Below are 24,406 nucleotides of genomic sequence, written 5' to 3'. Positions count from 1 at the left end.
AACATTCCCTGTGAGTAAAAAAAGCAATGAGCAGGGTTGGCAGCAGCGGATTAAGTTGCTGGTCAACATTCAATTTAGCGTCAAGGATTCAATTGGCGTTGGATAGCCAAATAAATAACCTTGAAAGGTTAAACAACCCTGCTCGGTAAGGAATTCACGTTGTTGTTGATTTTCAATTCCTTCCGCCATCACTTCAATTCCCAGACTACGCATCAGTGAAATTAAAGCAATTGGTAAACTGCTATTGCCGGGACTGGTGAGCACGTTATTGACAAAATCTGGCGCGATTTTTAATCCATCCAAAGGCAATTGCCGCAGCGCCGACAGCGAGCTGTAGCCTGTGCCAAAGTTGTCCAATACAAAACTGATTCCACTCTTTTTTAATGCCGTCATTTTGGCAAAACTGTTTTTAATATCAGTCAGTAGCAAGTCTTCGGTAAGTTCTAAACGGAGTCGTTGGGGATTTGCGCCGCACTGTTTGAGAATGTCTTGCACGGTGTCAACAAAATCTGGGTGATAAAACTGGCGGGTGCTGATGTTTACCGCCATATTGAGCGGCTCCAGTGCTGGAATCCTTGACCATTCAAACAGTTGCTGACAGGCTGTTTCCAAAATCCACTGCGTCAAGGGCAAAATCAATCCACTGCGTTCGGCCAGCGGAATTAGTTCGTCTGGTGGAATCCAGCCATGTTCAGGATGTCGCCAGCGCACCAGTGCTTCAACGCCAGTGATTTTGCCGTCGGTATTCACTTGCGTTTGATAATGCAAATGAAATTGCCCGGAATCGAGACCCGCCAGCAGATCGGCAGCCAGCGCCTCACGGGTGGTCAACGCTTCCTGCAAGTTGGTATCGAAATGACAAACGCAGTTACGACCGCGTTCTTTCGCTTGGTACATTGCTGCATCTGCTTGTTTCATTACGGTTTCCAGTGATGCAGTCTGTCCGTTGAAGTGCGCGATACCGATGCTGGGAGTGCTTTGATGCGCATGACCTGCGATGAGATAAGGCGGATTGAGCAGGTTGAGAATTTTCTTGCCGAGTTGATCGGCATACGTCACTGCCTGCACATGATCTGTATTTAAGTATTTGAAGATAATAACGAATTCATCACCACCTAGCCGCGCCACCGTATCGTTACCGCGTACAAAACTGAGCAACCGCTGGGCGACCTGTTGCAACAATTGATCGCCCACGTCATGCCCAAAGTGGTCGTTGATATGCTTGAAATTATCCAGATCAATAAACACCAGCGCACCCCAAGCATGATGACGGGCGCTGTCGGCGAGCGCCTGATGCAGCCGTTCGAGAAATAACCGCCGATTGGGTAAATGCGTCAGATGGTCATAATGCGCAAGTTGTTGAAACTCTTCCTGTTTCGCTTGTTGGCTGGCGACGTCATGGAGCGTTCCCCACACGCGGCGAGGTTGACCTTCAGCGGTCAAATGTAAATTGATGTCATCAATCACGCGCACCAGCTCCACCAGCGTTTTAACGCCCATTTTTGCCATGATTTGCTGGCGCTGCGCGTTTACCAATTCAAGCGGAAGATTGAGCATTTCCGCAATATCACGATGCGATTGACCTCGCGCCAGCAGCCGCGCAATTTGGCATTCACCTTCTGTTAAGGTGCTAATACGAGCGGTGAGATCAGTATTGCGGTTACGCCAGCGCCGCCGCTGGCAACTGATTTCCAATGCAGTAGCAATGGCCGCTAATAAAACATCAATGTCGATGGGTTTAAGCAGAAAATCTACTGCGCCAGCGCGAAAGGCAGCGGTCACTTCCTGTGCACCGCTTGCGCCACTCATCAATAACATTGGCGCGTCGTTGTGTTCAGCCAAACGGCGTTGCAATTCTAATCCGCCCAATTCCGGCATCTTGACATCGCACAATACACAAGACGGAATGAACTCATCCATTGGTTCAGTGCGTTGAACCCGCAAATAGCTCAATGCTGAGGAATAGGTTTCGCAAATATAGTCTTCGAGTTCTAGCAGCGAACGAATCGCAGCCAAAATTTCAGCATCATCATCAATCAAAATAATTCGCCCGCGCATTGTGGGTGTCGTGACGAGGTTGTCATTGATCGTGTGTGGACAGTAAAGCGATTCGCATCTGCTCATGTAGGCAATTCCCATGTAATTTAAGATATTGACTTTGAAGGTAAATCGAGTATTGCTAACGCGCCACCAGATTCTGCGTTGATTAAACGCAAGGTGCCGCCGTGCTGCTCGGCGATGTGACGCGAAATTGATAATCCCATACCCAAGCCATTGTCTTTCGTAGTAAAAAACGCCTCTCCTACATGAGCAAGCGCAGCAGCATTTAATCCAGAACCATTGTCGCGCACCGCTAGCAATACCCGTCCATTGCGTTCTTCAAAGTGAATTTGAATCTCCGCTTGAGTGGATTCAATCAACGCATCCATCGCATTGCGATATAGGTTCAAAATGATTTGTGAAAGCTGAACCGAATCACCATTCACATGCAGTAACGTTGACGCTGGTAAAAAATTAAATTGCACCTGCCGCTGCTGCGCTTCATGCGCCACCAATGCCGCCACATCATGCGCCAGTTTTTCGATGTCAATTAAAGTGCTGCGCGTTCCGGTTGGACGAATAAAATTGCGAATGCGCTCGATAATTTGGCTAGCACGTTGGGTATTCGTTTCGATGCGTTCAATCAAATCAAGCAATTGAATTTTATCAAAACGTCCAAGCCGCAAACCGCGTCCGGCAACCTGCGTGTTGGTGAGAATTGCGGTCAGCGGTTGATTCAATTCGTGACCGAGTGAGGCAGATAAAATACCGAGATTGCGCTGGCGATCGAGCTGGGCGATTTGTTCACTTAAACGCTGATTTTCTTCGGCTCGCGCTTGCGCTTTTGCTGCCGTGATTTGATTCCGAATAGATTGTTCTAAGGCAATACCGAGATAACCAACATTGCTAAATACCAGTGAAAAAATCCCTGCCGTTCCGAAAACAAAGGCATTTAAATCTCGGGTTAAAATACTGCTTTCTGCGATGCCAGTTGCTACACTAATTAAACGCAAAACATATGTGACTGCAAGTAATAGCGCAGCCCATGCAATCCATTGTGCACCACGAAAACTTTCTTGGCTCCCTAAACGCCATGCCCACCACGCCAGTCGCAGAGACATTAAAGCAAATACTAAAACTGAAAAGCTAAAGCGTAGTAAATCACCACCAATCACCAGCCTGAGATATTCATATACGCTGAGAAAGAGCAGAACGCCAAGAATAATGCGATAAGCTGGTTCCGGTGTGCCGAGCACCAATCGTATTGATTGAATCCGTAAAACCGTATGACCATATAAAAATACATTGGCAACCGTAAAACTCAGCACGTCTGGCAGCAATCCGCGCAGAGCTAATAGAATCATGCCAATTCCAAGAATAAACGACGCACTACACCATAGTGATAAACCGAGGATATTTCGTCGTTTTAATGTCCCCCATAAGGCAAAAGAAACCATAACGGAAAGTATGCCATGGAACAAAAAAACCGTGCGAGCATCGAATAGATTCATGCGTATTTGTTCACTTTCAATGAGATTGACGAGAACGCAATTTTACTGTGAAGTAGCGTTGATCCTTGCCATTTGAATAAAGCTCAAACGAGTCACATTAACCGTTCGCCGCTTAACTTTTAGGACGAATACATGAATATCAGCGTTTATCGCTATGATCCAGATACCAATACCGCACCTTTAATGCAGGATTACGACATCAACATTGTTCCGGGCATGATGCTGCGCGATGCGTTATTAGCCATTAAGCAGCAGGATGAATCCTTTAGTTTTCGTCATTCCTGTGGCGAAGGAGTCTGTGGTTCTGATGGCGTTAATGTCAATGGACACAACGTTTATCCTGCATCACGCCGATTGCTGACCTGAGTTTGCCGCTGCAAGTACGCCCATTGCCGGGGCGTCCAGTGATTCGTGATTTAATTGTGGATATGACGCAGTTTTATGAACAATATCGAGCAATTAAGCCATATTTAGTGCGGCATGATCCCTTGCCAGAACAAGAGATTTTGCAAACGCCAGCGCAGCGCGAGCGTTTAGATGGACTTTATGAGTGCATTTTATGTGGCTGTTGTTCCACTGCTTGCCCGTCGTTTTGGTGGAATCCAGATAAATTTCATGGACCTGCTGCGCTGTTACAGGCTTGGCGTTTTCTTGCGGATAGCCGCGATCAAGCGAGTGATGAACGCCTCGATGCGCTGGCTGGTCCATACAAACTATTCCGCTGTCATAGCATTATGAATTGCGTTGAAGCGTGTCCAAAATTGCTCAATCCGACTCGCGCAATTGGACATATTAAGGCGTTGATGCTCGATAAAGGATTGTAAAATGCAATTCATACGCCGACGCTATTCAACCACAATTCCAATAATGCGAGATGCCACAGTTTATTTCCCTGAATGCGCGTGTGGTGCATATCAGGTGCATTGAGCAATTGATTGAGATATTCCGGTTGATAAATACCGCGTTCACGGCAGCGTTGCGAAGTGACTGCATCGCGCATCAATTCAAGAAATGACCCGCGCACATATTTAAGCGCGGGCATGGGAAATAACCTTTCGGGCGGTCAATCACTGCATCTGGCAGAATGCCCCGCGCCAGCATTTTGAGTGGATATTTACCGCCGTTTTTTAGTTTTAATGCTGGTGGACAATGCGCTGCCAATTCAACTAATTGATGATCGAGAAATGGCACTCGCGCTTCTAATCCCCACGCCATTGTCATGTTATCCACTCGTTTGACTGGATCATCGACAATTAAAGTGGTCACATCCAATCGCAGCACTGCGTCCATCAATTCATCGGCTTCGGGTTCAGCGAGCCGCTCGGCAATTAACGCACTGGTGTGATCTGCGCCGCCGTAAGTGGTTGTCACTAAACGCAGATATTCTGTGTGATCGCGGTCGAAATAATGTTTGCTGAACCGCTCCAGCGAACTGCCGCTGGTTTCGGCAGCGATGCGCGGATACCAAAAATAACCGCCGAATACTTCATCTGCGCCCTGACCCGATTGCACGACACGAATCTCACGCGAGACCTGCTCGGCGAGCAGATAAAACGCCACTGCGTCTTGTCCAAACATCGGCTCCGCCATGGCGGAAATCGCCTCTGGCAGCCGCGCCAGCACCTGCTGATTGGGCACTAAAAATTTGCGGTGCTGGGTGGCGTAACGTTCAACTACCTGATCGGAATACTGAAATTCGCTGCCCGCTTCCTCCGGCGTGTCTTCAAAACCAACAGAAAAGGTGCGCAAATCGCTCGCGCCAGCTTCGGCCAACAGCGCGACCAGCAAACTGGAATCCAGTCCGCCCGACAGCAATACGCCAACTGGCACATCGGCTACTTCGCTGCGTATTCGCACTGCTTCACGCAGGGCGCTGGCAATTGCCGCCAGCCATTCGGGTTCACTCAATACACATTCGGGGCGCGTGGCTTGCAGTCGCCAATAGGCTTGTTCGGTGTGATTGCCGCTGGCGTCGAGTTTGAGCCAATGCGCGGGGGCAAGTTTGCGCACGCCGTTAAAAATGGTGCGCGGCGCAGGAACGACGGCATGAAGGGTGAATAAATTGTGCAGCGCGATTGGGTCGATGCTGGTATCCACGCCACCGGCAGCGAGCAGCGCCTGCGGTGTAGAAGCGAATCGCAGAATTTGCCCCTGCTGCGTCCAATAAAGTGGTTTGATGCCGAGCCGATCTCGCGCCAGAAACAGAACTCGTTGATTCGCATCCCAAATTGCAAAAGCGAACATCCCGTGCAAACGAGCGACGCAATCCGTACCCCAAGCGTGCCACGCCTTCAGAATGACCTCGCCGTCGCCCTCAGAGAAAAACTGATAGCCCTTGTTTTGCAGCTCGCCGCGCAGTGCTCGGTAGTTATAAATCGTCCCGTTGAACACCAGCGCCAGCCCCAACGCCGCATCCACCAGCGGCTGATTGGAACGCACCGAAAGATCAATAATCGCCAACCGCCGATGGCCGAACGCCAGCGCTCCATCGCTATAACTCCCGCCGTGATCAGGACCGCGTCGCGTTAAAGTATTCAACATTGCCGCAATTGCGCCGAGATCGGCTGGCGCTCCATCAAACCGCAATTCACCGCAAATTCCGCACATGGTTTTAATCTCAATTGGCAGTTTTTAAATAACAGTTCATTAGCAACTGACGCCTGAAAACTACCAACTCAGGTTAAAACAATTCAATACGCACTTCATTTTGAGCATTGCTATTTGCGGTTGAGCGAGAATGACACGCCTCGTTCACTAAATACTTCTCCAGCACTTGCGTTAATTGATCTGGCAACGTGAATAAATTGTCGTCGTTATCATCGCTGGCGCAGGCGTTAAATAATTCACCACGCTGGGTTAATAATACCTGCACTCGCTCGATGCGCTGCCGGACTACATCTTGATATTGCAGCATTCCCAGCATGTCAGAAATCTGTTCTGCCAATGCTTTATTATGTTGGGTAATCACTGAAAATAGCGTTTTATAAAATTGCCGCATATCTTCATAGTTATCGCGGAGATGTTGAATTGATTCAACGGCATGATTGGCGCGATTTAATTGCTGACTGGAAGCACCAAGTAAATCAAGTTGTAAATTGTGTTCAACTGCACCCAACGCCTGACTTAATCCTGCTTCAATCGTATTTGCTGCTATTGCTGCATCATTCGCTAATGCCCGCACTTCATCAGCAACCACAGCAAATCCACGTCCAGCTTCACCTGCTCGTGCCGCTTCAATTGCGGCATTAAGCGCCAGCAAATTGGTTTGTTTACTGATGCGTTTAATTGACATTGCCAATCCTTCCAATTGGCGAATGTTGCCCAAAACGTGCTGAATTGCCTGCATGTCATCATTAATTTTCTGCGGCAATTCCTGCACAAAATTGGCTACTTCAGTAATGTCCTCAACACCAAGATTAATATCATCTTCCATATCCAAAGCACTGCGAGCGGAATGATCGAGATAATTCAATAACGTACTCGCTGCTTGATTAAGATTGGTTGCCCGCTCAACCAGCGTCAATGCCGAATTTTCAGTATCGCGCACTGCCTCATTCAATTGCTCCTGCATTGCTTGATCTTGATTAACCGTGAGCACCAGCGTTTTAATTCCGGCATCGTGTTTGTGTTCTGCGCGGATCAATGCTTCTTTAACGCTATTAAGTGCGCGTTCCATTGTGCTAGTGGTGCGAGCGTTTAATCCGAAAAAAATTAGACCGGCAATAAAGTTCGTCACCAGCAACGCACTGCCAACGAATAGCGCATGAAACAGTTCATCGCTGACGCCAAATCGATTGGCTTCAGCAACAATCCAATCATGGCTAAAATAAATAAACAGCGACAGCACTACCGTTCCAACCAGAGTGAATACCGCCATCATTCGCTGCAATGATTTCGCTTGCACGAGATTCGCATCAATAATGGATTGGCGTTGATAACGCTGTGACATCATTCCAACCTCACGCGCCCGGCAATACTTGTTTAATGACTTTTACTAAATCCGTACCGCCAACCGGTTTCAATAGCCAGCCGGTCGCACCGATTTTTTTCGCTTCATCGCGTTTTTCCTGCTGGCTTTCAGTGGTGAGCGCGAGAATTGGTGTAAAGCGCAATCCCGGTAAAGCACGAGCATTGCGAATAAAATCAATACCGCCCATATTGGGCATATTGATGTCAGTAATAATGAGATCGGGTTTAATACCGGATTTTAGTTTATCAATCGCCTGCACTCCATCATTCGCAGTTTCGACTTTGAAGCCAGCGATTTCTAAACTGGATTTCAGACTCATTACCATCGTGGCGGAATCGTCAACAACCAGAATTGTTTTTGCCATAAATTATTCTCTCAATTCAACGCAGTGTGTAGCCAAGTAGCCAACGGCGCGTGTTGTGGCCACGCAGCAATTTTTGGACGAGCAGCAAGTAAGACCTGCAAATTAGCGGCGTGAAGATGGGTGCACGCCGTTAAATCAAGCTGACCACGTGGATGTTTCAGCAGCCACTCCAATAACGATTCTGCGTCTTCAATTGTTAATAATTCTCCGGCGATCAGCGTAGTTTTTTTCGCTTCAAATGGCATTTACAACAACTCCCGTGGATTGAGCACCAGCAACACTGAGCCATCACCGAGCAGCGCCGATCCCGCATAACCGTTCACTGCGCCCAGAAAACCTGCCAGCGGTTTCAAGATAATGTCTACAGTTTCGCGGCAATCATCGACGATGATGCCAAGATATTCGCCCTCAATGCGCACCACCAATACCGCAAATTCATCATCGCTATTCGTGCGTTGCAGCGTATTCAGCGCCAGCAGTTCATTAAGCGACACCAGCGGCACCAGCCGTTCCCGCAACACCGTCGTCAATCGGCGTTTGATGGTGTGAATGGCGCAGCGTGGAACCCGCACTGTTTCCACCACTGCATCCATTGGAACGCCAAAACGCTGCCCCGCTGACGCAATAATCATCACGTTGGTCACGGCCATTGATAGCGGCAATGACAAAGTAATTCGCGTTCCTTGCCCAACTTGGCTGCGCAGTTCAATCGTGCCATTGACGCGGGTAATCGCATCGCGCACGACATCCATGCCCACGCCGCGCCCCGACACATCGGTAATTTGTTCGGCAGTCGAAAAACCTGCGGCAAACACCAAGTTAATCGCCTCTTGATCGGTCAAGCGTTCCAGCGTCGCTTCATCAATCACGCCTTTTTCATAGGCTTTATGACGAATCACCATCGGATCAATGCCGCGCCCGTCGTCACTGATTTCAATCAACACGCGGTCGGATTCCTGCCGCGCTTGAATCGTCAATCGCCCTTCGCTGGGTTTGCCCGCAGCGCGGCGCAGTTCCGGTGTTTCCAGACCGTGATCGAGGCTGTTGCGCACAATGTGCATCAGCGGATCGGCGAGCGCCTCAATGATGTTTTTATCGGCTTCGGTCGTTTCGCCCTCCATCACCAGCCGCACTTCTTTTCCCAGCCGATGCGCCAAATCCCGCACCAAACGCGGAAAGCGTTGAAACACAAAGGACACTGGCAGCAAGCGCACCTGCATGATCGCGTCCTGCATCTCCTCGGCGATGCGGTTGATCACGCTGTATTGGCTTTTAATTTCGCGGGATAACTCGCGGACACCAAACACATTTTCAGCGCGTCCGGCGAGATAAGGCAGCGCATTTTTTGCGACGACCATTTCGCCGATCAGATTCATCAAACGGTCGATTTTGACTTGCTCAACTTTGATCGTTGGCGAACTGCTCGGATGATCTTCGGCGCGACGATTGAATGCCACCGGCTCTTTGGGTGCAGCAGGTGTTGCTGGCGCAGAAGATGCTGATTTAACAACGGATAGCGCGGGTACGAATTGCGGCAGCGGCTCTGTTGGTGGCAACGTTTGTTGGTCGAGCCACGTCAGTAATGCTTGCGGCGCAGCTTCGGTTAACGCGGTTTCAAGTGCTTGTTGCAGCGTGATTAATTCCGCTTCCCGACCGAGACTGATACACACGCCAGTCAAGCTCGCTGCCACTGCTTTTAATTGCCCGCTCAACCATGGCGGATGATTAGGCAACGTGAGGATTTCGCGTTGTGCCTCCAGCACCACCTGCGCTGACCAGAGCGTGTCAGAGCTGATGAATCCCCCCAAACCTCCTTTTTCAACGGAGGGCTTTTCTTCTTTCCCACTTGGTAAAAGTGGAGATTTAACTCCACTCTTTGCAAAAAGCGGGGCGGAAGGGAGTTGCGAGACTAAATGCTTGCCAATTTCTGCCAACAGCAACTGCAACCAGTCATCGGCTGATTGCGGTAAATCCAGCAATAACAACAGCCAACGCAGCGCCGAGGCAATCCACAAATCCGGCGCGGAAAGTTCCAGCAAGGTGCGCGTGGCCTGCGCCAGCGCGACATAATCCGCAGATGCCAACGCTGTTTGCGCTGCTCGCACGAAATCGGCAGCCATCGGTTCTGCCTGAGCGCGTCCCGTAGGCACGACCAGCATCGCTGCGTTCAGTGGCAAAATTTCAATTTGATCGGGAACATAGCGAAAATGCTCGGCTAAATCCGCAGCATCAGCACTTAAAATCAGCTCAAAACGTAGGATGCAGCGATAAGCGTCCAGTTCCGCCAAGGGCGACCAGTCTTCCCGCGCTGTGACTTGCTGCCAGTGCACTTCAGGCAATTGAATGACTTGGAAAAACGGGTCTTCACCTTTGAAAAAGCAATCTTCTTCTGGCTGATAAATCAAGCGGTACAGCGTTTCGCCTGCGTCTAAACGACGATAAAGCTCCATCCGCACTGGTTCGGAAATGGCGACAACCCACTCCGCTGGCGCGGAATTTTCCACTGGCGGCGCTGCGGTGCTCACGGATTCAGGTGCAGCGGCAGCAACCGTCGTCAGTGATTGGGTCATCAATCCGCGCAGTGCTGCGCCGAGCCGAGCTGCTTCGGTCGCGTGTTGATGGGTTGAAGGCAGTTGATCGCTCGCCGCTGCATCAATGTCATCAAGCAACCCGGAGACGAAATCCATCGCCTCTAACAATTGATCCGCCAGCGCCCGACTAAATGTCACTTGCCCAGCGCGAGCGGCATCCATCACATCCTCAGCGGCGTGAAGAACGCGGCTCATTTCTGGGAAATCGAATAGCCCGCTGTTGCCCTTGAGCGTGTGCACCAGTCGGAACAGCTCATTCATGCTGGTGCTGTCGCTGGGATCATTTTCAAGCGCCAGCAATTTCTCACTAATGCTTTGGAGAAACTCGCGTCCTTCAGCTAGGAATTGAATAAGCAACGGATTCATAACAAATGATCCGGGTTCGGTAGCGTTAATCCGAGCAGCGTCAGCACATGTGAGAGCAGCCGCTGCGGACGTACTGGTTTAATGAGATACAGATTTGCACCGCTGGCATAAGCGAGTTTTTGATCATTCGCAGCGGCTTCAGTTGAAACCATAATTGCTGGCGCTTGCGGAATATCTTTACTGCGCAATTCACGCAGAAAACCGTAGCCATCAAGTTTAGGCATATTGATGTCCACCAAATAGAGATCAAATGTCATATTGGCGACCCGCTCCAATGCTTCTAAGCCATTGACCGCTTCGATCACCGTAAATCCCGCGCCTTCCAAAATGCCACGATGATAAAGGCGCACAGTTGCGGCATCGTCAATGACCAGAATGCGCTTCATTTAACCCCCCAAGGTTTCTGATAAACAATTGCTTCTGGGAATTTGCGCACACGAAACAATGCAGAAATTCGACTCATCGATTCAGAATGTCCTAAACAAATGAATCCACCGGGATTAAGGGCATCATAAAAAGATTCTGCGGTTTGTTTGCGTGACAGATCGTCAAAATAAATCAACAGATTGCGACAAAAAATCACGTCAAAATAACGATGTAGACGCATCTCAGTCGCATCAGTGACATTGACGCGAGTAAATTCAACCGCGTCACGCAATTCTTTATTAATCTGAAAATACTCGCCATCATGATGAAAGTATTTGTTCAGAAGTGTCGCTGGCAGATATTGCACTGCTCGCGGACTATAATGACCCTGTCGGGCACGATTGAGAATGCTGGTATCAATATCAGAAGAGATGATTTCTACATCCCAATCACTTAATTGTGACCAGTATTCAAGTAAATAAATGGCAATTCCATAAGGTTCTTCACCAGAAGAGGAAGGAACTGACCAAATGCGAATTGGGGTCGTCGTGGTGCGATGCGCGATGATTTCAGTCAACATTGAATTGACTAAACATTGAAACTGGTATTCTTCACGGAAAAAATAAGTCTCATTAACGGTCATTGTGTTAATGAGTGTTTGCAATTCTTCGCCAGAGGCTTGAAAGCGCAGCATGGTGAAATAGCTGCGGAAATTTTCACTTGCAGTGACCGTCATGCGTTCCAATAAGCGTTTATCAACGAAATAACGCTTACTGTCTTCAAATAAAATACCGGTTTTGCGATAGAAAAACTCGCGGAATTTTAGAAAATCTTCATCGTTAATAGTTAACGGCGTGGCCATATTCTGGTCAGCCTGCGGCGATCCGCGTCAGTGCCAAATCAGCGGCAAATTGAATGTACGGTTCATCAGTAAACCGCTGTTTTAGCGCCAGTAATGCTGGGCGGGCGCATTCGCTACCTACTTCACCGAGCAGATCAACTGCGGCGCCGCAGACATTGAGATGTGCATCTTCGGTGATGACGTGAATGAGCCAAAATTCTACCTGCGGATGCCGCAAGGATTCGAGGACATCGACGGCGAAAATGCGCACATCAGGATCAGCATCGTTGAGCAGGCGACCCATCAATGGTGCGACTTCGTCCGGCAGCAGTTTCATGGCTTCAATCGCTGCGTTGCGTAACATCGCGTTTTCAGTGCGCAAACAGCGGATGAGTCCAGCCACTGCGCACTCGTCACCAATGCGCGTCAAGGTGGTCAAAATCACTTCAATCACGCTCGGTTCGGTTTCGATCAGTAGCCGCTCTACGAGTGCTGCTGAAGCATTGGGATATGCCAGCAAATCGCGTGCCGCCCAGCGCCGCACCAGCGAACTGGGATCGGCAAGCGCCAGCAATAGTCCGGCTTGATCGCGGGAATGTTGCCGTTCATCGTCAGTGGTTGTCGGCTGCAACGCCGCTTTGGTCAGTGCCATTTCGGTCTCTGGTTTGTATTTCAATCAAGGCAACACGAAAGAAATTTTAACGTTCTATCCAATTTTGCAATTGCAGCGCGATGCGATCAGCAGGCAACGTCAATGTCGCGCCATTGCGCGCAATCAATTCAGCGGGCATTCCAAAAACAATAGCGGTTTCTTCCGATTCGGCGATGGTGCGTGCGCCCTGTCGTTTCAAATCGGTGAATGCTTGCGCTCCGTCATAACCCATTCCGGTGAGCATCACGGCAATCACATTTGCGGGATCGCAATGTTCTAACGCCGAGCGTCCGAGTAATTCCACTGATGGATGCCACAGAAATTCTGGATGTTCTGGTCGCACCAGCGCGATGAGTTTATTGGTGCGTTGCGCCAGCACCATATCAGCACCACCTTTGCCAATATAAATGTTGCCAGCTTCCAATGGCGTTGGGCGACTCACTTCTGACACGGTAAGCGGACAGAGCGCGTTCATCCGTTCAGCAAATGGATGGGTAAAGCTGGCTGGCATGTGTTGCGCCACCAGCACCGGCCACGCGAAATCTGCTGGTAACAGCGGCAAAATTTCCTCTAACGTGCGCGGTCCGCCCGTGGACACGCCAATTAAAACAACGCCTTTATCGCGGACGCCACCGCGCCGAATCAATGGGCGCGACACTGGCGCTGGAGCTGGTTTTTCCGCTGGTTTACTGCGCATATCGTCGCGCAATCGCGCTGCCAAACTGCGGGTGGTTTTTAGCCGCGCTCGTGCTGCTGCCCGCACTTTGCTGATGATTTCATTTTCGATTTCGGAAATGGTCAGCGAAATCGTCCCACCGGGCTTGGGAATGTAATCGACTGCGCCGAGGTTGAGTGCTTCCAGCGTAGCAAGTGCGCCTTTTTCCGTGAGCGATGACACCATCACCACCGGCACGGGGCGTTCAGCCATCAGCAACGACAGTGCCGTTAGTCCGTCCATTTCTGGCATGTTGATGTCAAGGGTGATGACATCCGGCGCAAAGATGCGATTTTCTTCCACTGCCTCGCGTCCATTGCGGGCAGTGCGAATTTCAAAATTACCTGCATCTTGAAAAATGGTCGTCAATTGACGACGCATGAGCGCGGAGTCATCAACGATCAGCAGTTTAATCACTAAGCGCCTCAATCAGTTTATAAGTTGTCAGTTGGCAGTGACACATCGTGTTTCCCGCAGACAATTGAAAACTGCTAACTGCCAATCAAATCAATTGCGTCATGCCGATTATGTTCAAACCTTATTCAACGCCGCCATTTCTTCACGCTGTTCCGCAGCGATTAAATGCGCGGGTTCAATTAACTGGATCATGCGTTTTTGCTGTTCCAAATTGGCAACCCGTGCAATTAACCGGGTTTGTTCTGGCGATAAATGCGGCGCACTTTCAATTGCGGCTTTGGGAATTTTCAATACTTCCGCCACCGAATCAACAATAAACCCAGTGCGCACACCGTCAAGTAAAAACACCATGATGCGCTGCCGATCATTGCGCTCAACGTCGGCAGTCCCAGCCGCCGTCGTTGGTCAATTACCGGCAACACGGAACCGCGCAGATTGATCACGCCTTCGACAAAGTTCGGCGCTTTGGGGACATGCGTCAGTTCGTCGGGAATGCGCACAATTTCCTGAACACTTTCAATCGGTACGCCGAATTCTTCCTTGTCGAGCCGAAACACCACGACCTGTTCTTCATCATCAGTTTGATCGTCGCTGTCTACATCATTGTCTAACTGCGTGTCATCGTGCATGGCGGCAACGCTGGTGAGCGCCTCCTGAATGGATGAATGGCGAAACAGGTGGTCAGTGGAAATGATCGACACCAGTCGCCGCCCAGCATCAAGTCGGCAAATTTCAGTAATATCAGAGAGATCGCCGTGACGCGCCAGCAGCTTGGGCATGGTGTCCACTGCCGACCGAGGCACGCGCAATACTTCATTCACGCTGTCCATTGCCAGCCCGACTGACAATTCGCCGAGCCGCACGACCACAATTCGGCTGCGTTCATCTGCGACCTGCGTCGGCAATTCAAAAGGCAGCGCAGCGACACCAGCGGCAATAACCGATTGCGCAGCGTCATCACGCCCAGCACATGCGCTTCAGAACGCGGAACGTGCACGATCTGTTCAGGAAATTGCACGATCTCCTGCACATTCTCAATCGGAATCGCATATTCCTGCTCGGCAACTTCAAAACTGACCAGCTGCAATTCGTCAGTCGCCGCTTCATCGTCTTCAGCATCAATGCCGGTTGCTGCGCCAAATCCGCCGCCGCTCTGTTTGCGCGTCAATGCCGCAATCGCTGCAAATTCAGTACGAATCAGCCGCTCAAAATCCAGCACCATCGGATAGCCGCCGACATCCTTGAGAATTCCCGATAACAAATCGGTTCTCACGGTCGCAGTGAGCGTGTCCACACTTTCAATGCGTCCCAGCTCCACGCCCACGACGCTGTGCACTCGATCCACCACGAAACCCAGCGGTTGACCGAGATCAATCACCAGCGCACGGGTGGCATCATCGTTAGCACACTCTGCAAACCCAAATAATCGGCGCAAACTGATGATTGGTAACACCTTTCCACGCAGATTCGCCAAACCCTCCAGCGTGGCTGGCGCGAGCGGCACGCGCACCACGTCCGGTACGCGAATGATTTCCTGCACTGGCGTCATATCGACCGCGAAAACCTCGCTATCGCACATGAAAATCACGAATTGCCGAATGTCTGCCTCGCGCTCTGGCGCGGCGTTATCGCGCTGAGATTCGACCTGTTCATTGCTCATATTGATTCGCTCCTGCGTACCGGCGATGACGTTCAGGCGCTTTGCAATTCGTCAGCGAGTGAGGCGATTTCCTCAATAGCAGCCGCTAATTCTTCTGCGCCTTGCGACTGTTGTTTCGCCGCAGCAGCAGATTCTCCCGCTGCTTTTTCTGCTTCTTGTGCCGCAGCAGAAATCTGATCAACACCGGTTTTAATCTGCGCAATTGCCGCAGCAATTTCGCCAGCGGCATTGAGAATTTCATTCGTGCCCTGTTCAATCAAACTGACATCGGTTTCGATGGTAATAAGACCGCTGGTAATGACTTTAGCTTTTTCGGTCTCCGCACTCGCTGAAGAAATAATTTCTTCTAAATCACGCCCAACGATGCCAATTTGATCCTGAACTGCTTTCACTAAATCTTTAATGCGATCGGCATTCTCGGCTGAATCGTGCGCCAAATTGCGAATATCAGTAGCAACGACGACAAATCCTTTACCGAATTCACCAGCGCGTGCTGCTTCAATTGAACCGTTGACTGCCAGCATGTTGGTTTGAATTGAGACCGTAGTAATTGCGTCAACGATTTTATCAATTCGCCGTGAAACTAATTCCAAACCTTTTATTTGTTTGAAATTTGAGCGCGACACGACCACCGATTCAGAGACGCCAGCAATCAATGACTCAATACTGCTTTTGTTAGTACCAAGTAATGCTCGAATCGCCTGCACTTTTTCATTCGCCAATCGCGCCCGCGCCAGCGCAATTTCTAAACCCTTCTCAATTTGCGTAATCGCCGCCGCAGATTCCTCAGTTGCCGAAGCCTGCACCTGAGCACTTTTCCGAATCTGCTCCACGGCAGTCATAATTTGCCCGCCAGAACGGTTGATTTCCTGCACTGCCGAAGACAGCTCCTCGGCGGCCGATGCGACCTCTTCGGCACTTTTGGCGATGTCAGTCGAATTCTTCAATTCTTCCGCCAATTCAGACAGATTCTGTGCTGCCTGTTCGCATTCAGTGAGGGCTTGCGTTTGTTCGGCAACGGTTTTGACCGATTCTCGGAGGCAGCGGATTGTTCTTCAGCCGCCGCCGCAATTTCTTCCGTGCCTTTTAACGCTTGATGTGCAGCGGCATTGGATTGCTGCGCAGTCGTGGCGATTTCTTGAACGCCGCGTGCAACTTCAATTGCATCAAGGCGAATCTGGTCAAGCTGATTGTTGATGGTTCTTCCGTTATCAACTTCTGCCTGAACTTTGGCCGCAGAAGTGTTGATGCCATCAGAAATGGTCTGCACTTCTGATTGAATCTGCGCCACAAGGTCTTGAATTTGTTTAGCACTTTTTTCGGAAGTTTCCGCAAGTGTGCGTACTTCATCAGCGACCACGGCAAAACCTTTGCCATGTTTGCCAGCTCGCGCTGCTTCAATCGCCGCATTCAGCGCCAGCAAATTGGTTTGATCGGCGATGCGTGCAACCGCTTTCACAATGTCGCCGATGTTCGCGGCTTGCTGTTCGAGTTCGGCGACCATTTTCACGGAATCGGTTTGTCGCTGTGCCGAAAAACCAACGTTGGTAATGAGACTGATCACGTCGCCGCTTACCCGCGTGATCAATGCCTGCGTCGCATCAACTTTGGTCTGTGCTTGTATGGCGCTGTCCAGTTGTCGTCCAAGTGCCGTGCCAACTTGCTTAAACGCAGCGAGCGATTCTTGTGCGGCACCAGAGGCTTCTTCAGCACCGGTGGCAATTTGATCCGCCGAACGTTTGAGTTCTTCGGCAGCAGAAGCTGCTTCATTGATTCCAGAAGCTAATTGCGCGGTAGCGGAGGCCACACGCTCGGCAGCCTGTTGCTGCTTGGCGAGCGTACGGGCGCGTTTACGCTGCGCCTCGGCTTCGCGGGTAGTTGCAGCACTAGAGCGCGTTTCGGTGGATGTTGTGGATGCAGAAAGACCAGTTTTCTTGACGAGTGCCATAGTGGTGTCCTGAGCTCAGATACGTCGTTTGCATGATCCTGAATAGCACAAAATAAAGACAGTTGCGCTGAATAGACTGACTAAAATTTCGTGGCAATTGTGCTTTGTGATTGCTGGGTGGCGCAAACCAAAATTGTGTTCACGGCAAAACTGATCATAGCTCACAAAAAAAGCGCCTAACTATTAAGTTAGGCGCTTTTTGTTTGGCTGGGGGACTAGGATTCGAACCTAGGTTAGCGGAGTCAGAGTCCGCTGTCCTGCCGCTAGACGATCCCCCAAGGAAACCGTTTAACGTTTCGAGAACTGTGGACGCTTACGGGCTTTATGCAGACCGACTTTCTTACGTTCTACTTCACGCGCATCGCGGGTTAGGAAACCAGCACGGCGCATCGGTGAACGAAGATTTTCGTCATAAATGACCAAAGCGCGGGCGATACCGTGACGGATTGCGCCAGCTTGTCCGGTATTACCGCCGCCAGTGACTGTCACCTTGATGTCAACGCGATCAACTAATCCAGCAGTGACCAGCGGCTGACGGACGACCATCCGCGCTGTTTCACGACCGAAAAATTGATCCAACGGACGGTTGTTGACTGTGATCGTACCTGAGCCAACCGATAAGAAAACTCGTGCGGCGGAAGTCTTACGACGGCCGATTGCGTGTTGCGTCTCCGACATGCGTCAATTCCTAAACGTTGAGATCGAGAACTTGGGGCTGTTGTGCCTGATGACCATGTTCTGGCCCGGCGTAAACACGCAGTTTGCGGAACATCGCACGACCAAGCGGTCCGCGTGGCAACATTCCCTTTACTGCCAGTTGAATAGCGCGTTCGGGTGTGGTTTCAAGCAACTTAGCGAGATTGGTAGATTTCAGGTTGCCAACATAACCGGTGTGACGGTAATACATCTTGTCTTGGAGTTTGTTTCCGGTTACCCGAATTTTTTCCGCATTCACAACAACAAGATAATCCCCGGTGTCAACGTGAGGCGTGTACTGCGGTTTATGCTTGCCGCGCAAACGCAGTGCCAGCTCACTTGCTAACCGCCCGAGGGTCTTACCATCGGCGTCAACCAGATACCAGGCGCGGCGAACCTCGGCGGGTTTGGCGCTAACAGTCGTCGTCATGATCTAGGCTCCGAGAGGACTGTTCACCACTAAAATTTGGGTGTACAGACCTTAAAAATATGAATTTCTGGGTCGAGAAAGATCGCGCATGTTACGTGATCATTTTTATCAAGACAAGCATCAGGTTCCGAAAAACTGTTGCGCAATCCGATCTAATCCGGCAGTTTGAGACGCTCAACGGGACGTCCATGAATGAGATGCTCATGCAAAATTTCGTCGAGATCATCAACTGTTGCATAGCGATACCACACTGCTTCGGGATAAACCACAATCACCGGTCCCAGTGCGCAGCGGTTCAAACATCCTGCTGAATTGATGCGTATTCCCTCCAGCTTCAGTGCCTTCACCTTTTGTTTGAAATAATCACGCAGCGCCGAAGCATTCGCTAGACCACAACAGACACAATCTGGTTCGCGCTGATTGGTACAGAAAAACACATGGTGACGATAAAACGACATCGCGTTAGGTCTCGAAAGTTAGCGAACATTTAATATAGCGATTCAACACTGCAACACTCAATGCAGTGCTAATCAATTCAACGATTCGCGTACACTTAACCGCCATTCATCGCATTATCCCGTCCGTTTTTATCCATTATCATCTATGAAGGTTCAATCAATTTCTCCGCAGGACATGCTGCGTCTCGCTGATCAATGCGTGAAATGTGGGCTATGTTTGCCCGTGTGTCCAACGTATGAACAAACTCGCCATGAAGCAGATTCTCCGCGTGGACGTATCGCATTGATTCAAGGCTGGTTAACGGGAAATCTCGCGTTGACTGCGCCACTCATCGCGCATCTTGATGGCTGTTTAGGCTGCCGCGCTTGTGAAGCAGCTTGCCCATCATTGGTTGCTTACGGTCAACTCGCCGATGCCGCCAAAGCGCACCGCATCGCTGCGTTACCTGCATGGCGACGCTGGTTGCAGTACGGCTGGTTGGCTGCGTTATCACAGCGTCATATCACTGATTTAATTGGTCAAATCGCCAGCGTTTACCGCACCAGCGGCGTTGCAAGTTTGAGCGAACGCAGCGGATTGGCGCGTCTTTCCGCACTGCGACCCTATCACCGCATGGCAACCGCATTGAGTTTCACCGCCCGCCGCCTCGCGCCGCATTCCGCACCAAATGCTGCGTTGGAATTATTCATCGGCTGCATGGATGCCAGCGCCCAAGGTGCGGTAATCGTCGCTGCGCTCCGCGTGTGCGAACGGCTGGGTTTGCCGATAAACACCTCCACAAAATCCGCCTGCTGCGGCGCACTGTTGCGGCACAACGGTTATCCCGCCGCCGCCGCTGCGCATCTCGCCAACTGCGCCGAGCGCCACGCTGCGCAGCAACTGATCGGACTCACCAGCGCCTGCGTCGCGGAATTGCGCACCTCTCCAGCACTGCAACACACCACCGAAATTTGCGCATTTTTAGATCAAGTTTCTTGGCCAAAAACCCTAAAAATCAAACCATTGCCACAGCGCGTTCTCGTGCACGAACCCTGTTCACACCGCAATTTGCTCGGCGGTAATGCTGCGGTTTATCAATTGCTGGCACGTATTCCTGAATTGGAAATTATCCCGTTGCCCGGCAATGACCGCTGTTGCGGCGCGGCTGGCACTTATTTATTGCAACAGCCAGAGATGGCAACTGCGCTATTGAATGACAAACTCATCGCAATTGCGGCATTCGCGCCAACTTATCTCATTACTACTAATGCTGGTTGCGCATTACATATTGCAGCGGGATTGCGTGAAATGGGATTAGCCGTTGAAGTGTGTCATCCCGTTGAATTACTTGCGCAGCAATTGGATCACGATCAATAAACCATCATCCTTTTCTTGTGAGCAACTAAACGCCATGACTCCAGATGAATTCATTGCTAAATGGCAAGCTGCCACATTAAAAGAACGCTCTGCTGCACAAGAACATTTCCTTGATTTGTGCCAATTATTAAATGAACCAACACCGGCATCAATTGACCCAACTGGCGAGTTTTATTGTTTTGAGCGTGGCGCAAAGAAAACCACTGGCGGTGATGGTTGGGCGGATGTGTGGAAACGCGATCATTTCGGTTGGGAATATAAAGGCAAACGCAAAAATTTGAATGAAGCATTTGTCCAACTGCATCGCTACGCTCCGGCATTAGAAAATCCGCCGCTGCTGATTGTTTCCGATATGGAACGGATTATTATTCACACGGCATTTAATGGTACAGTGCCTAAAGTGCATTCGCTGGCGTTGGAAGATTTGCGCATTCCCGCCAAATTGCAATTATTAAAATGGGTCTTTTCTGAGCCAGAGCGGTTGCGCCCTACGCTCACCACTGCGGCATTAACGGAAAAGGCAGCGCGACAATTTGGTCAATTGGCGCAAACATTATGCGAACGTGGTCATAATACCCAACAGGTCGCGCATTTTTGCCAGCAAATTCTCTTTTGTTTTTTCGCTGAAGATATTGGTTTATTGCCAAATAAATTGTTTAGTGAATTATTGAAAAACGGGCAGAAGCGTTTGGAACATTTGCCGCAAACGCTCACCAATTTATTTAATACAATGGCAACTGGCGGATTCTTTGGGAATGATCCGGTTGATTGGTTTAATGGCGGATTATTTGATGCAGCAACGCCGCTGCCATTAACCCCCAATGATGTGCGAATTTTGCGGGAATTGGCGCAGTTAAATTGGTCAGCGATTGAACCGAGTATTTTTGGCACCTTATTCGAGCGCGGATTGGATCCCAATCAACGTGAACAACTCGGTGCGCATTATACTGATCCGGCTTCAATTATGCGGCTGGTCAATCCAGTAGTGCTTGATCCATTGCGCGAAGAATGGCGTCTGCAACAGATTGAAATTACTGCGTTAATGGAAAAAGCGGATGCAGCAAAATCTACAATCACTCGTAATAAAACGATTAAATCTGCGCAAGCATTGCTATCAACGGTATTTGAACGGTTGCGAAATTTTCGCGTCCTTGATCCAGCTTGCGGTTCTGGAAACTTTTTATTATTGGCATTGCGCGGATTGAAAGATTTGGAACACGAGGTAATTTTAGAATCTGAGCGTTTAGGATTGCCGCGCAGCTTTATATCGGTCGGGCCGGAAAACGTGCTGGGCATTGAATTGAATTCCTATGCTGCTGAATTAGCGCAGGTGACGGTGTGGATTGGTGAAATTCAATGGATGCTGAATCACGGGTTTTCATTGGCAAAAAATCCAATTCTGAAAACATCAATATCATTGACCAACGTGATGCAGTGGTGAATGCAGATGGTTCGGAACCGAATTGGCCAGATGCTGATGTCATTATCGGCAATCCACCGTTTTTAGGTGATAAACGAATGCTCGGCGCAATGGGCGATGAATACGTCAAACGACTGCGCAATTGTTATCAGGGACGCATTCCGGGCGGTGCGGATTTGGTGACGTATTGGTTTGAAAAGGCGCGGCGCAGATTGAAATGGGAAAAGCCAACGCTGCTGGTTTAGTATCAACCAACTCAATTCGTGGTGGAGCAAATCGTCAAGTATTGGAACGCATTTGTGCAACGACGACCATTTTTAATGCGTGTCAGATGAGCCTTGGATTAACAGCGGCGCTGCGGTGCGCGTCAGTTTGATTTGCTTCGGGAATACAGAATTAACACCAGTGTTGAATAATGAAAAAGTTGCAGCAATTTATGCAGATTTGACAGCTAGCACAAATGAAGCAATGTCGGATTTAACCGGCGCTAAAACATTGGCTGAAAATGCTGGCGTTGCTTTTCAAGGCGTATTGCAAGTTGGAGAATTTGATATTGCTGGTGATTTAGCGCGGAAATGGTTGTTGTCACCGAATCCACATGGAAAACCGAATAGTGATGTATTACGTCCGGGCTGGAACGGTTTAGATGTTGTGCGGCGCAATCGTGATATTTGGATGATTGATTTTGGTTGCGGAATGCCAGAAGAAACAGCGGCATTGTATGAAATGCCATTCGGTTATGTTTTAGATCGTATTAAACCCGTGCGTGACAACGTTCGACGTGATAATCATCGCAAGTATTGGTGGCAGTATGGAGAAGCGCGTCCGGGAATGCGAAAAGCGTTAAAAGATATTTCGCGCTACATCATTACTCCGTTGGTGGCAAAACATCTTATTTTTACATTTGCACCAGTCAGCGTTTTACCTTACAGCGCAACTCCAGCAATTACCCGTTCTGATGACACCACCTTTGGCATTTTACACTCACTTTTTCATAAATTATGGACATTGCGGATGTGTACTTACCACTGTTCAGGTAATAATCCGCGCTATACTCCAACCACGACATTTGAGACTTTTCCTTTTCCAATTGGATTAACGCCAGCGAATACTGGCAGTGGAATTAAAACTTTAGACAGCGGTGCAATCATTCCGACAGTTAAATCTGAATATCGAGATCACGCAGTCGCTATTGCTGAGGCAGCATTTCAACTCAATCAATTGCGTGAGAATTGGTTAAATCCGCCAGAATGGATTGAACGCCAGCCGGAAATTGTCGCTGGCTATTCTGAACGCATCATTGCTAAACCCGCATTTGCTGCGCAACTAAAACAACGCACTCTGACCAATTTGTATAATAAAAAACCGGCGTGGTTGGTGAATGCACATGTCAAATTAGATCAAGCGGTCGCAGCAGCTTATGGCTGGGGAAATGACGCAGCAGAATTGAATGAAGCGGAGATTTTGCAGCGATTATTAGCGTTGAATCTGGCGCGGGGAAAATGCGCTTGATTTAGTGGTTGACATTGGTTTGTTGGCGTGTTTTTCTATTGGTAGGTGCTTGAGACACACCTGAAAGCGTTACCCGCACACGAGAATTAGCGGTTTTTTATATCTAACTTTTGTGTGTAATACGACACCAAGATTAACGGTATTTCGTAGGGGTGCGGTGAAATAAGGAGCAGGATGCTCACGAATGAACTCGCCGTCTTTCAGCGGTCTCAAGCCCCTGCGGGATGCTTATTTTTTAAGCATTTACTTTGAGAAAACCTGAAAGGAGGCCTTTATGGTTTCGCAACATCCGTCTTTTTCTTCTATCGTCATTGACGATGTCACAATTCACAGGGATGCCGAAGGTCGGTATTGCCTGAACGATCTGCACAAGGCTTCAGGTGGTGCGGTTAAAAATCGCCCAGCAACTTGGCTTCAAAATCAGCAAACGATTGATCTTGCTAAAGAATGCGAGATAGACGGAATTCCGTCTATCTTTGCAAAACAAGGACTTGGCACTTTCGTCGTCAAGGAGCTGGTCTACGCTTACGCAATGTGGATCAGCCCGTCGTTTCATTTGAAGGTCATTCGTACCTTTGATGCCGTTGTTACAGGTACATTGCAACCCGTCAATTCGGCTTTACCCTATCAGCCAGCAATGAAGATTCAGATTTTTGAATTAGCAATGCGGGCATTGCGCGTATCAGAAACCAGCAAGATTCGGATGCTGGCTAAACTCAGTGAATCAGAAGGAATCAATCCTGATTTTCTTCCTGATTATGTCGATGAACCACTGGTCAGAGCGATCACTCCGCTATTAAAAGAGATGAGGAGTCCGCTTTTTCATCACGTTGCCAAGACTGTCAATCCGGCATTAGAAGCAATGGGCATTCTGGAACATCTTTCCCGCAAGAGCACCGGCAACACGATTAAATGGTTCTGGAGCTTAACCGAGGAGGGTTTGAAATATGGGCGCAATGAAACCAGTCCGAATAATCCCCGCGAGACGCAGCCGCTGTTTTTCGTGGAGCGTTTTCCTGAGTTATTAGCGCGATTGGAAGCGTATATCAATCCACAATCCTTGCCGCTTTAAATCCCCCCAACCACCCTTTT

Annotated in this window: 20 protein-coding genes, 1 tRNA gene and 4 pseudogenes; 6 read left to right on the top strand and 19 right to left on the bottom strand. The window is 49.5% G+C overall.

The genetic code is table 11. The features are described from left to right. Positions 1-69: 69 nt before the first annotated feature. Positions 70-2,124, bottom strand: a complete 2,055-nt coding sequence (locus tag CXB77_RS09665) for an EAL domain-containing protein (protein ID WP_172452618.1) — start codon at positions 2,122-2,124, stop codon at positions 70-72. Positions 2,125-2,144: 20 nt separating this feature from the next. Next, positions 2,145-3,404: a sensor histidine kinase gene (locus CXB77_RS09660; RefSeq protein WP_172452617.1), complete on the bottom strand. Its 1,260-nt coding sequence runs from the start codon at positions 3,402-3,404 to the stop codon at positions 2,145-2,147. A 279-nt stretch (positions 3,405-3,683) separates the two neighbouring features. Here CXB77_RS09660 and CXB77_RS09655 point away from each other — a divergent pair. Continuing rightward, a pseudogene (locus CXB77_RS09655) lies at positions 3,684-4,375 on the top strand (succinate dehydrogenase iron-sulfur subunit). 8 nt (positions 4,376-4,383) lie between these two features. On the opposite strand, the pseudogene CXB77_RS09650 reads toward CXB77_RS09655, so the two are convergent. The 17 genes and pseudogenes from CXB77_RS09650 to CXB77_RS09580 all read right to left on the bottom strand — a co-directional run bounded on the left by CXB77_RS09650 (position 4,384) and on the right by CXB77_RS09580 (position 19,025). Further along, a pseudogene (locus CXB77_RS09650) lies at positions 4,384-6,158 on the bottom strand (N-acetylglutaminylglutamine amidotransferase). A gap of 73 nt (positions 6,159-6,231) precedes the next feature. Continuing rightward, positions 6,232-7,500, bottom strand: coding sequence for a methyl-accepting chemotaxis protein (locus CXB77_RS23085; RefSeq protein WP_105074021.1), 1,269 nt, complete (start codon positions 7,498-7,500; stop codon positions 6,232-6,234). Between the two features lie 10 nt (positions 7,501-7,510). Next, positions 7,511-7,885, bottom strand: a complete 375-nt coding sequence (locus CXB77_RS09640) for a response regulator (protein WP_105073719.1) — start codon at positions 7,883-7,885, stop codon at positions 7,511-7,513. 11 nt (positions 7,886-7,896) lie between these two features. Beyond that, positions 7,897-8,130 (bottom strand): hypothetical protein, encoded by a 234-nt coding sequence (locus CXB77_RS09635; RefSeq protein ID WP_105073718.1) that lies wholly within the window; start codon positions 8,128-8,130, stop codon positions 7,897-7,899. Next, entirely contained in the window at positions 8,131-10,842 is a 2,712-nt protein-coding gene (locus CXB77_RS09630) for a chemotaxis protein CheA (protein ID WP_105073717.1), read from the bottom strand. It lies immediately after the preceding gene. After that, positions 10,839-11,228: a response regulator gene (locus tag CXB77_RS09625; protein ID WP_105073716.1), complete on the bottom strand. Its 390-nt coding sequence runs from the start codon at positions 11,226-11,228 to the stop codon at positions 10,839-10,841. The genes CXB77_RS09630 and CXB77_RS09625 overlap by 4 nt, the downstream gene beginning before the upstream one ends. Further along, a complete protein-coding gene (locus tag CXB77_RS09620; protein WP_105073715.1) occupies positions 11,225-12,070 on the bottom strand; it encodes a CheR family methyltransferase in 846 nt (281 codons plus the stop codon). Before CXB77_RS09620 ends, CXB77_RS09625 begins: the two co-directional genes overlap by 4 nt. 7 nt (positions 12,071-12,077) lie before the next feature. Further along, entirely contained in the window at positions 12,078-12,701 is a 624-nt protein-coding gene (locus tag CXB77_RS09615; RefSeq protein ID WP_105073714.1) for a HEAT repeat domain-containing protein, read from the bottom strand. Positions 12,702-12,747: 46 nt separating this feature from the next. Next, entirely contained in the window at positions 12,748-13,833 is a 1,086-nt protein-coding gene (gene cheB / locus CXB77_RS09610; protein WP_105073713.1) for a chemotaxis-specific protein-glutamate methyltransferase CheB, read from the bottom strand. Positions 13,834-13,947: 114 nt separating this feature from the next. Further along, a pseudogene (locus tag CXB77_RS23775) lies at positions 13,948-15,055 on the bottom strand (chemotaxis protein CheW). Between the two features lie 27 nt (positions 15,056-15,082). Beyond that, positions 15,083-15,382 (bottom strand): annotated as a pseudogene (locus tag CXB77_RS23770) (chemotaxis protein CheW); the annotation flags it as partial. Positions 15,383-15,525: 143 nt separating this feature from the next. Then, a complete protein-coding gene (locus tag CXB77_RS21750) occupies positions 15,526-16,440 on the bottom strand; it encodes a methyl-accepting chemotaxis protein (RefSeq protein WP_242445607.1) in 915 nt (304 codons plus the stop codon). Continuing rightward, positions 16,437-17,441, bottom strand: a complete 1,005-nt coding sequence (locus CXB77_RS21745; protein ID WP_242445606.1) for a methyl-accepting chemotaxis protein — start codon at positions 17,439-17,441, stop codon at positions 16,437-16,439. Before CXB77_RS21745 ends, CXB77_RS21750 begins: the two co-directional genes overlap by 4 nt. A gap of 204 nt (positions 17,442-17,645) precedes the next feature. After that, a tRNA-Gln gene (locus CXB77_RS09595) sits at positions 17,646-17,719 on the bottom strand. A gap of 10 nt (positions 17,720-17,729) precedes the next feature. Continuing rightward, positions 17,730-18,119 carry a 30S ribosomal protein S9 gene (gene rpsI, locus CXB77_RS09590; protein WP_105073712.1) on the bottom strand — a complete coding sequence of 130 codons (390 nt, stop codon included), beginning with the start codon at positions 18,117-18,119 and terminating at the stop codon, positions 17,730-17,732. A 10-nt stretch (positions 18,120-18,129) separates the two neighbouring features. Further along, on the bottom strand, positions 18,130-18,567 hold the full coding sequence (rplM, locus tag CXB77_RS09585; RefSeq protein ID WP_105073711.1) for a 50S ribosomal protein L13: 438 nt from the start codon (positions 18,565-18,567) through the stop codon (positions 18,130-18,132). A 152-nt stretch (positions 18,568-18,719) separates the two neighbouring features. Continuing rightward, on the bottom strand, positions 18,720-19,025 hold the full coding sequence (locus tag CXB77_RS09580) for a (2Fe-2S) ferredoxin domain-containing protein (protein WP_105073710.1): 306 nt from the start codon (positions 19,023-19,025) through the stop codon (positions 18,720-18,722). Between the two features lie 145 nt (positions 19,026-19,170). Between CXB77_RS09580 and CXB77_RS09575 the strand changes: the two genes are divergently transcribed. The 5 genes from CXB77_RS09575 (at position 19,171) to CXB77_RS09565 (ending at position 24,386) form a co-directional block, all read left to right on the top strand. Continuing rightward, the gene (locus CXB77_RS09575) at positions 19,171-20,382 is read left to right on the top strand and encodes a (Fe-S)-binding protein (protein ID WP_105073709.1); all 1,212 of its coding nucleotides are present in this window, start codon (positions 19,171-19,173) and stop codon (positions 20,380-20,382) included. A gap of 34 nt (positions 20,383-20,416) precedes the next feature. Further along, positions 20,417-21,823 carry a class I SAM-dependent DNA methyltransferase gene (locus tag CXB77_RS20320; protein ID WP_197711035.1) on the top strand — a complete coding sequence of 469 codons (1,407 nt, stop codon included), beginning with the start codon at positions 20,417-20,419 and terminating at the stop codon, positions 21,821-21,823. Then, positions 21,820-22,047 carry a class I SAM-dependent DNA methyltransferase gene (locus tag CXB77_RS20315; protein ID WP_197711034.1) on the top strand — a complete coding sequence of 76 codons (228 nt, stop codon included), beginning with the start codon at positions 21,820-21,822 and terminating at the stop codon, positions 22,045-22,047. Before CXB77_RS20320 ends, CXB77_RS20315 begins: the two co-directional genes overlap by 4 nt. A 79-nt stretch (positions 22,048-22,126) precedes the next feature. After that, the gene (locus CXB77_RS20310; RefSeq protein WP_197711033.1) at positions 22,127-23,314 is read left to right on the top strand and encodes a class I SAM-dependent DNA methyltransferase; all 1,188 of its coding nucleotides are present in this window, start codon (positions 22,127-22,129) and stop codon (positions 23,312-23,314) included. Between the two features lie 274 nt (positions 23,315-23,588). Beyond that, a complete protein-coding gene (locus CXB77_RS09565; RefSeq protein ID WP_105073708.1) occupies positions 23,589-24,386 on the top strand; it encodes a KilA-N domain-containing protein in 798 nt (265 codons plus the stop codon). Positions 24,387-24,406 lie beyond the last annotated feature (20 nt).

The sequence above is a fragment of the Chromatium okenii genome, from assembly GCF_002958735.1.
Lineage (GTDB): Bacteria > Pseudomonadota > Gammaproteobacteria > Chromatiales > Chromatiaceae > Chromatium > Chromatium okenii_A.
The sequence above is the reverse complement of the archived record's forward strand: the minus strand, read 5'-3'. Positions and strand labels throughout refer to the sequence as shown.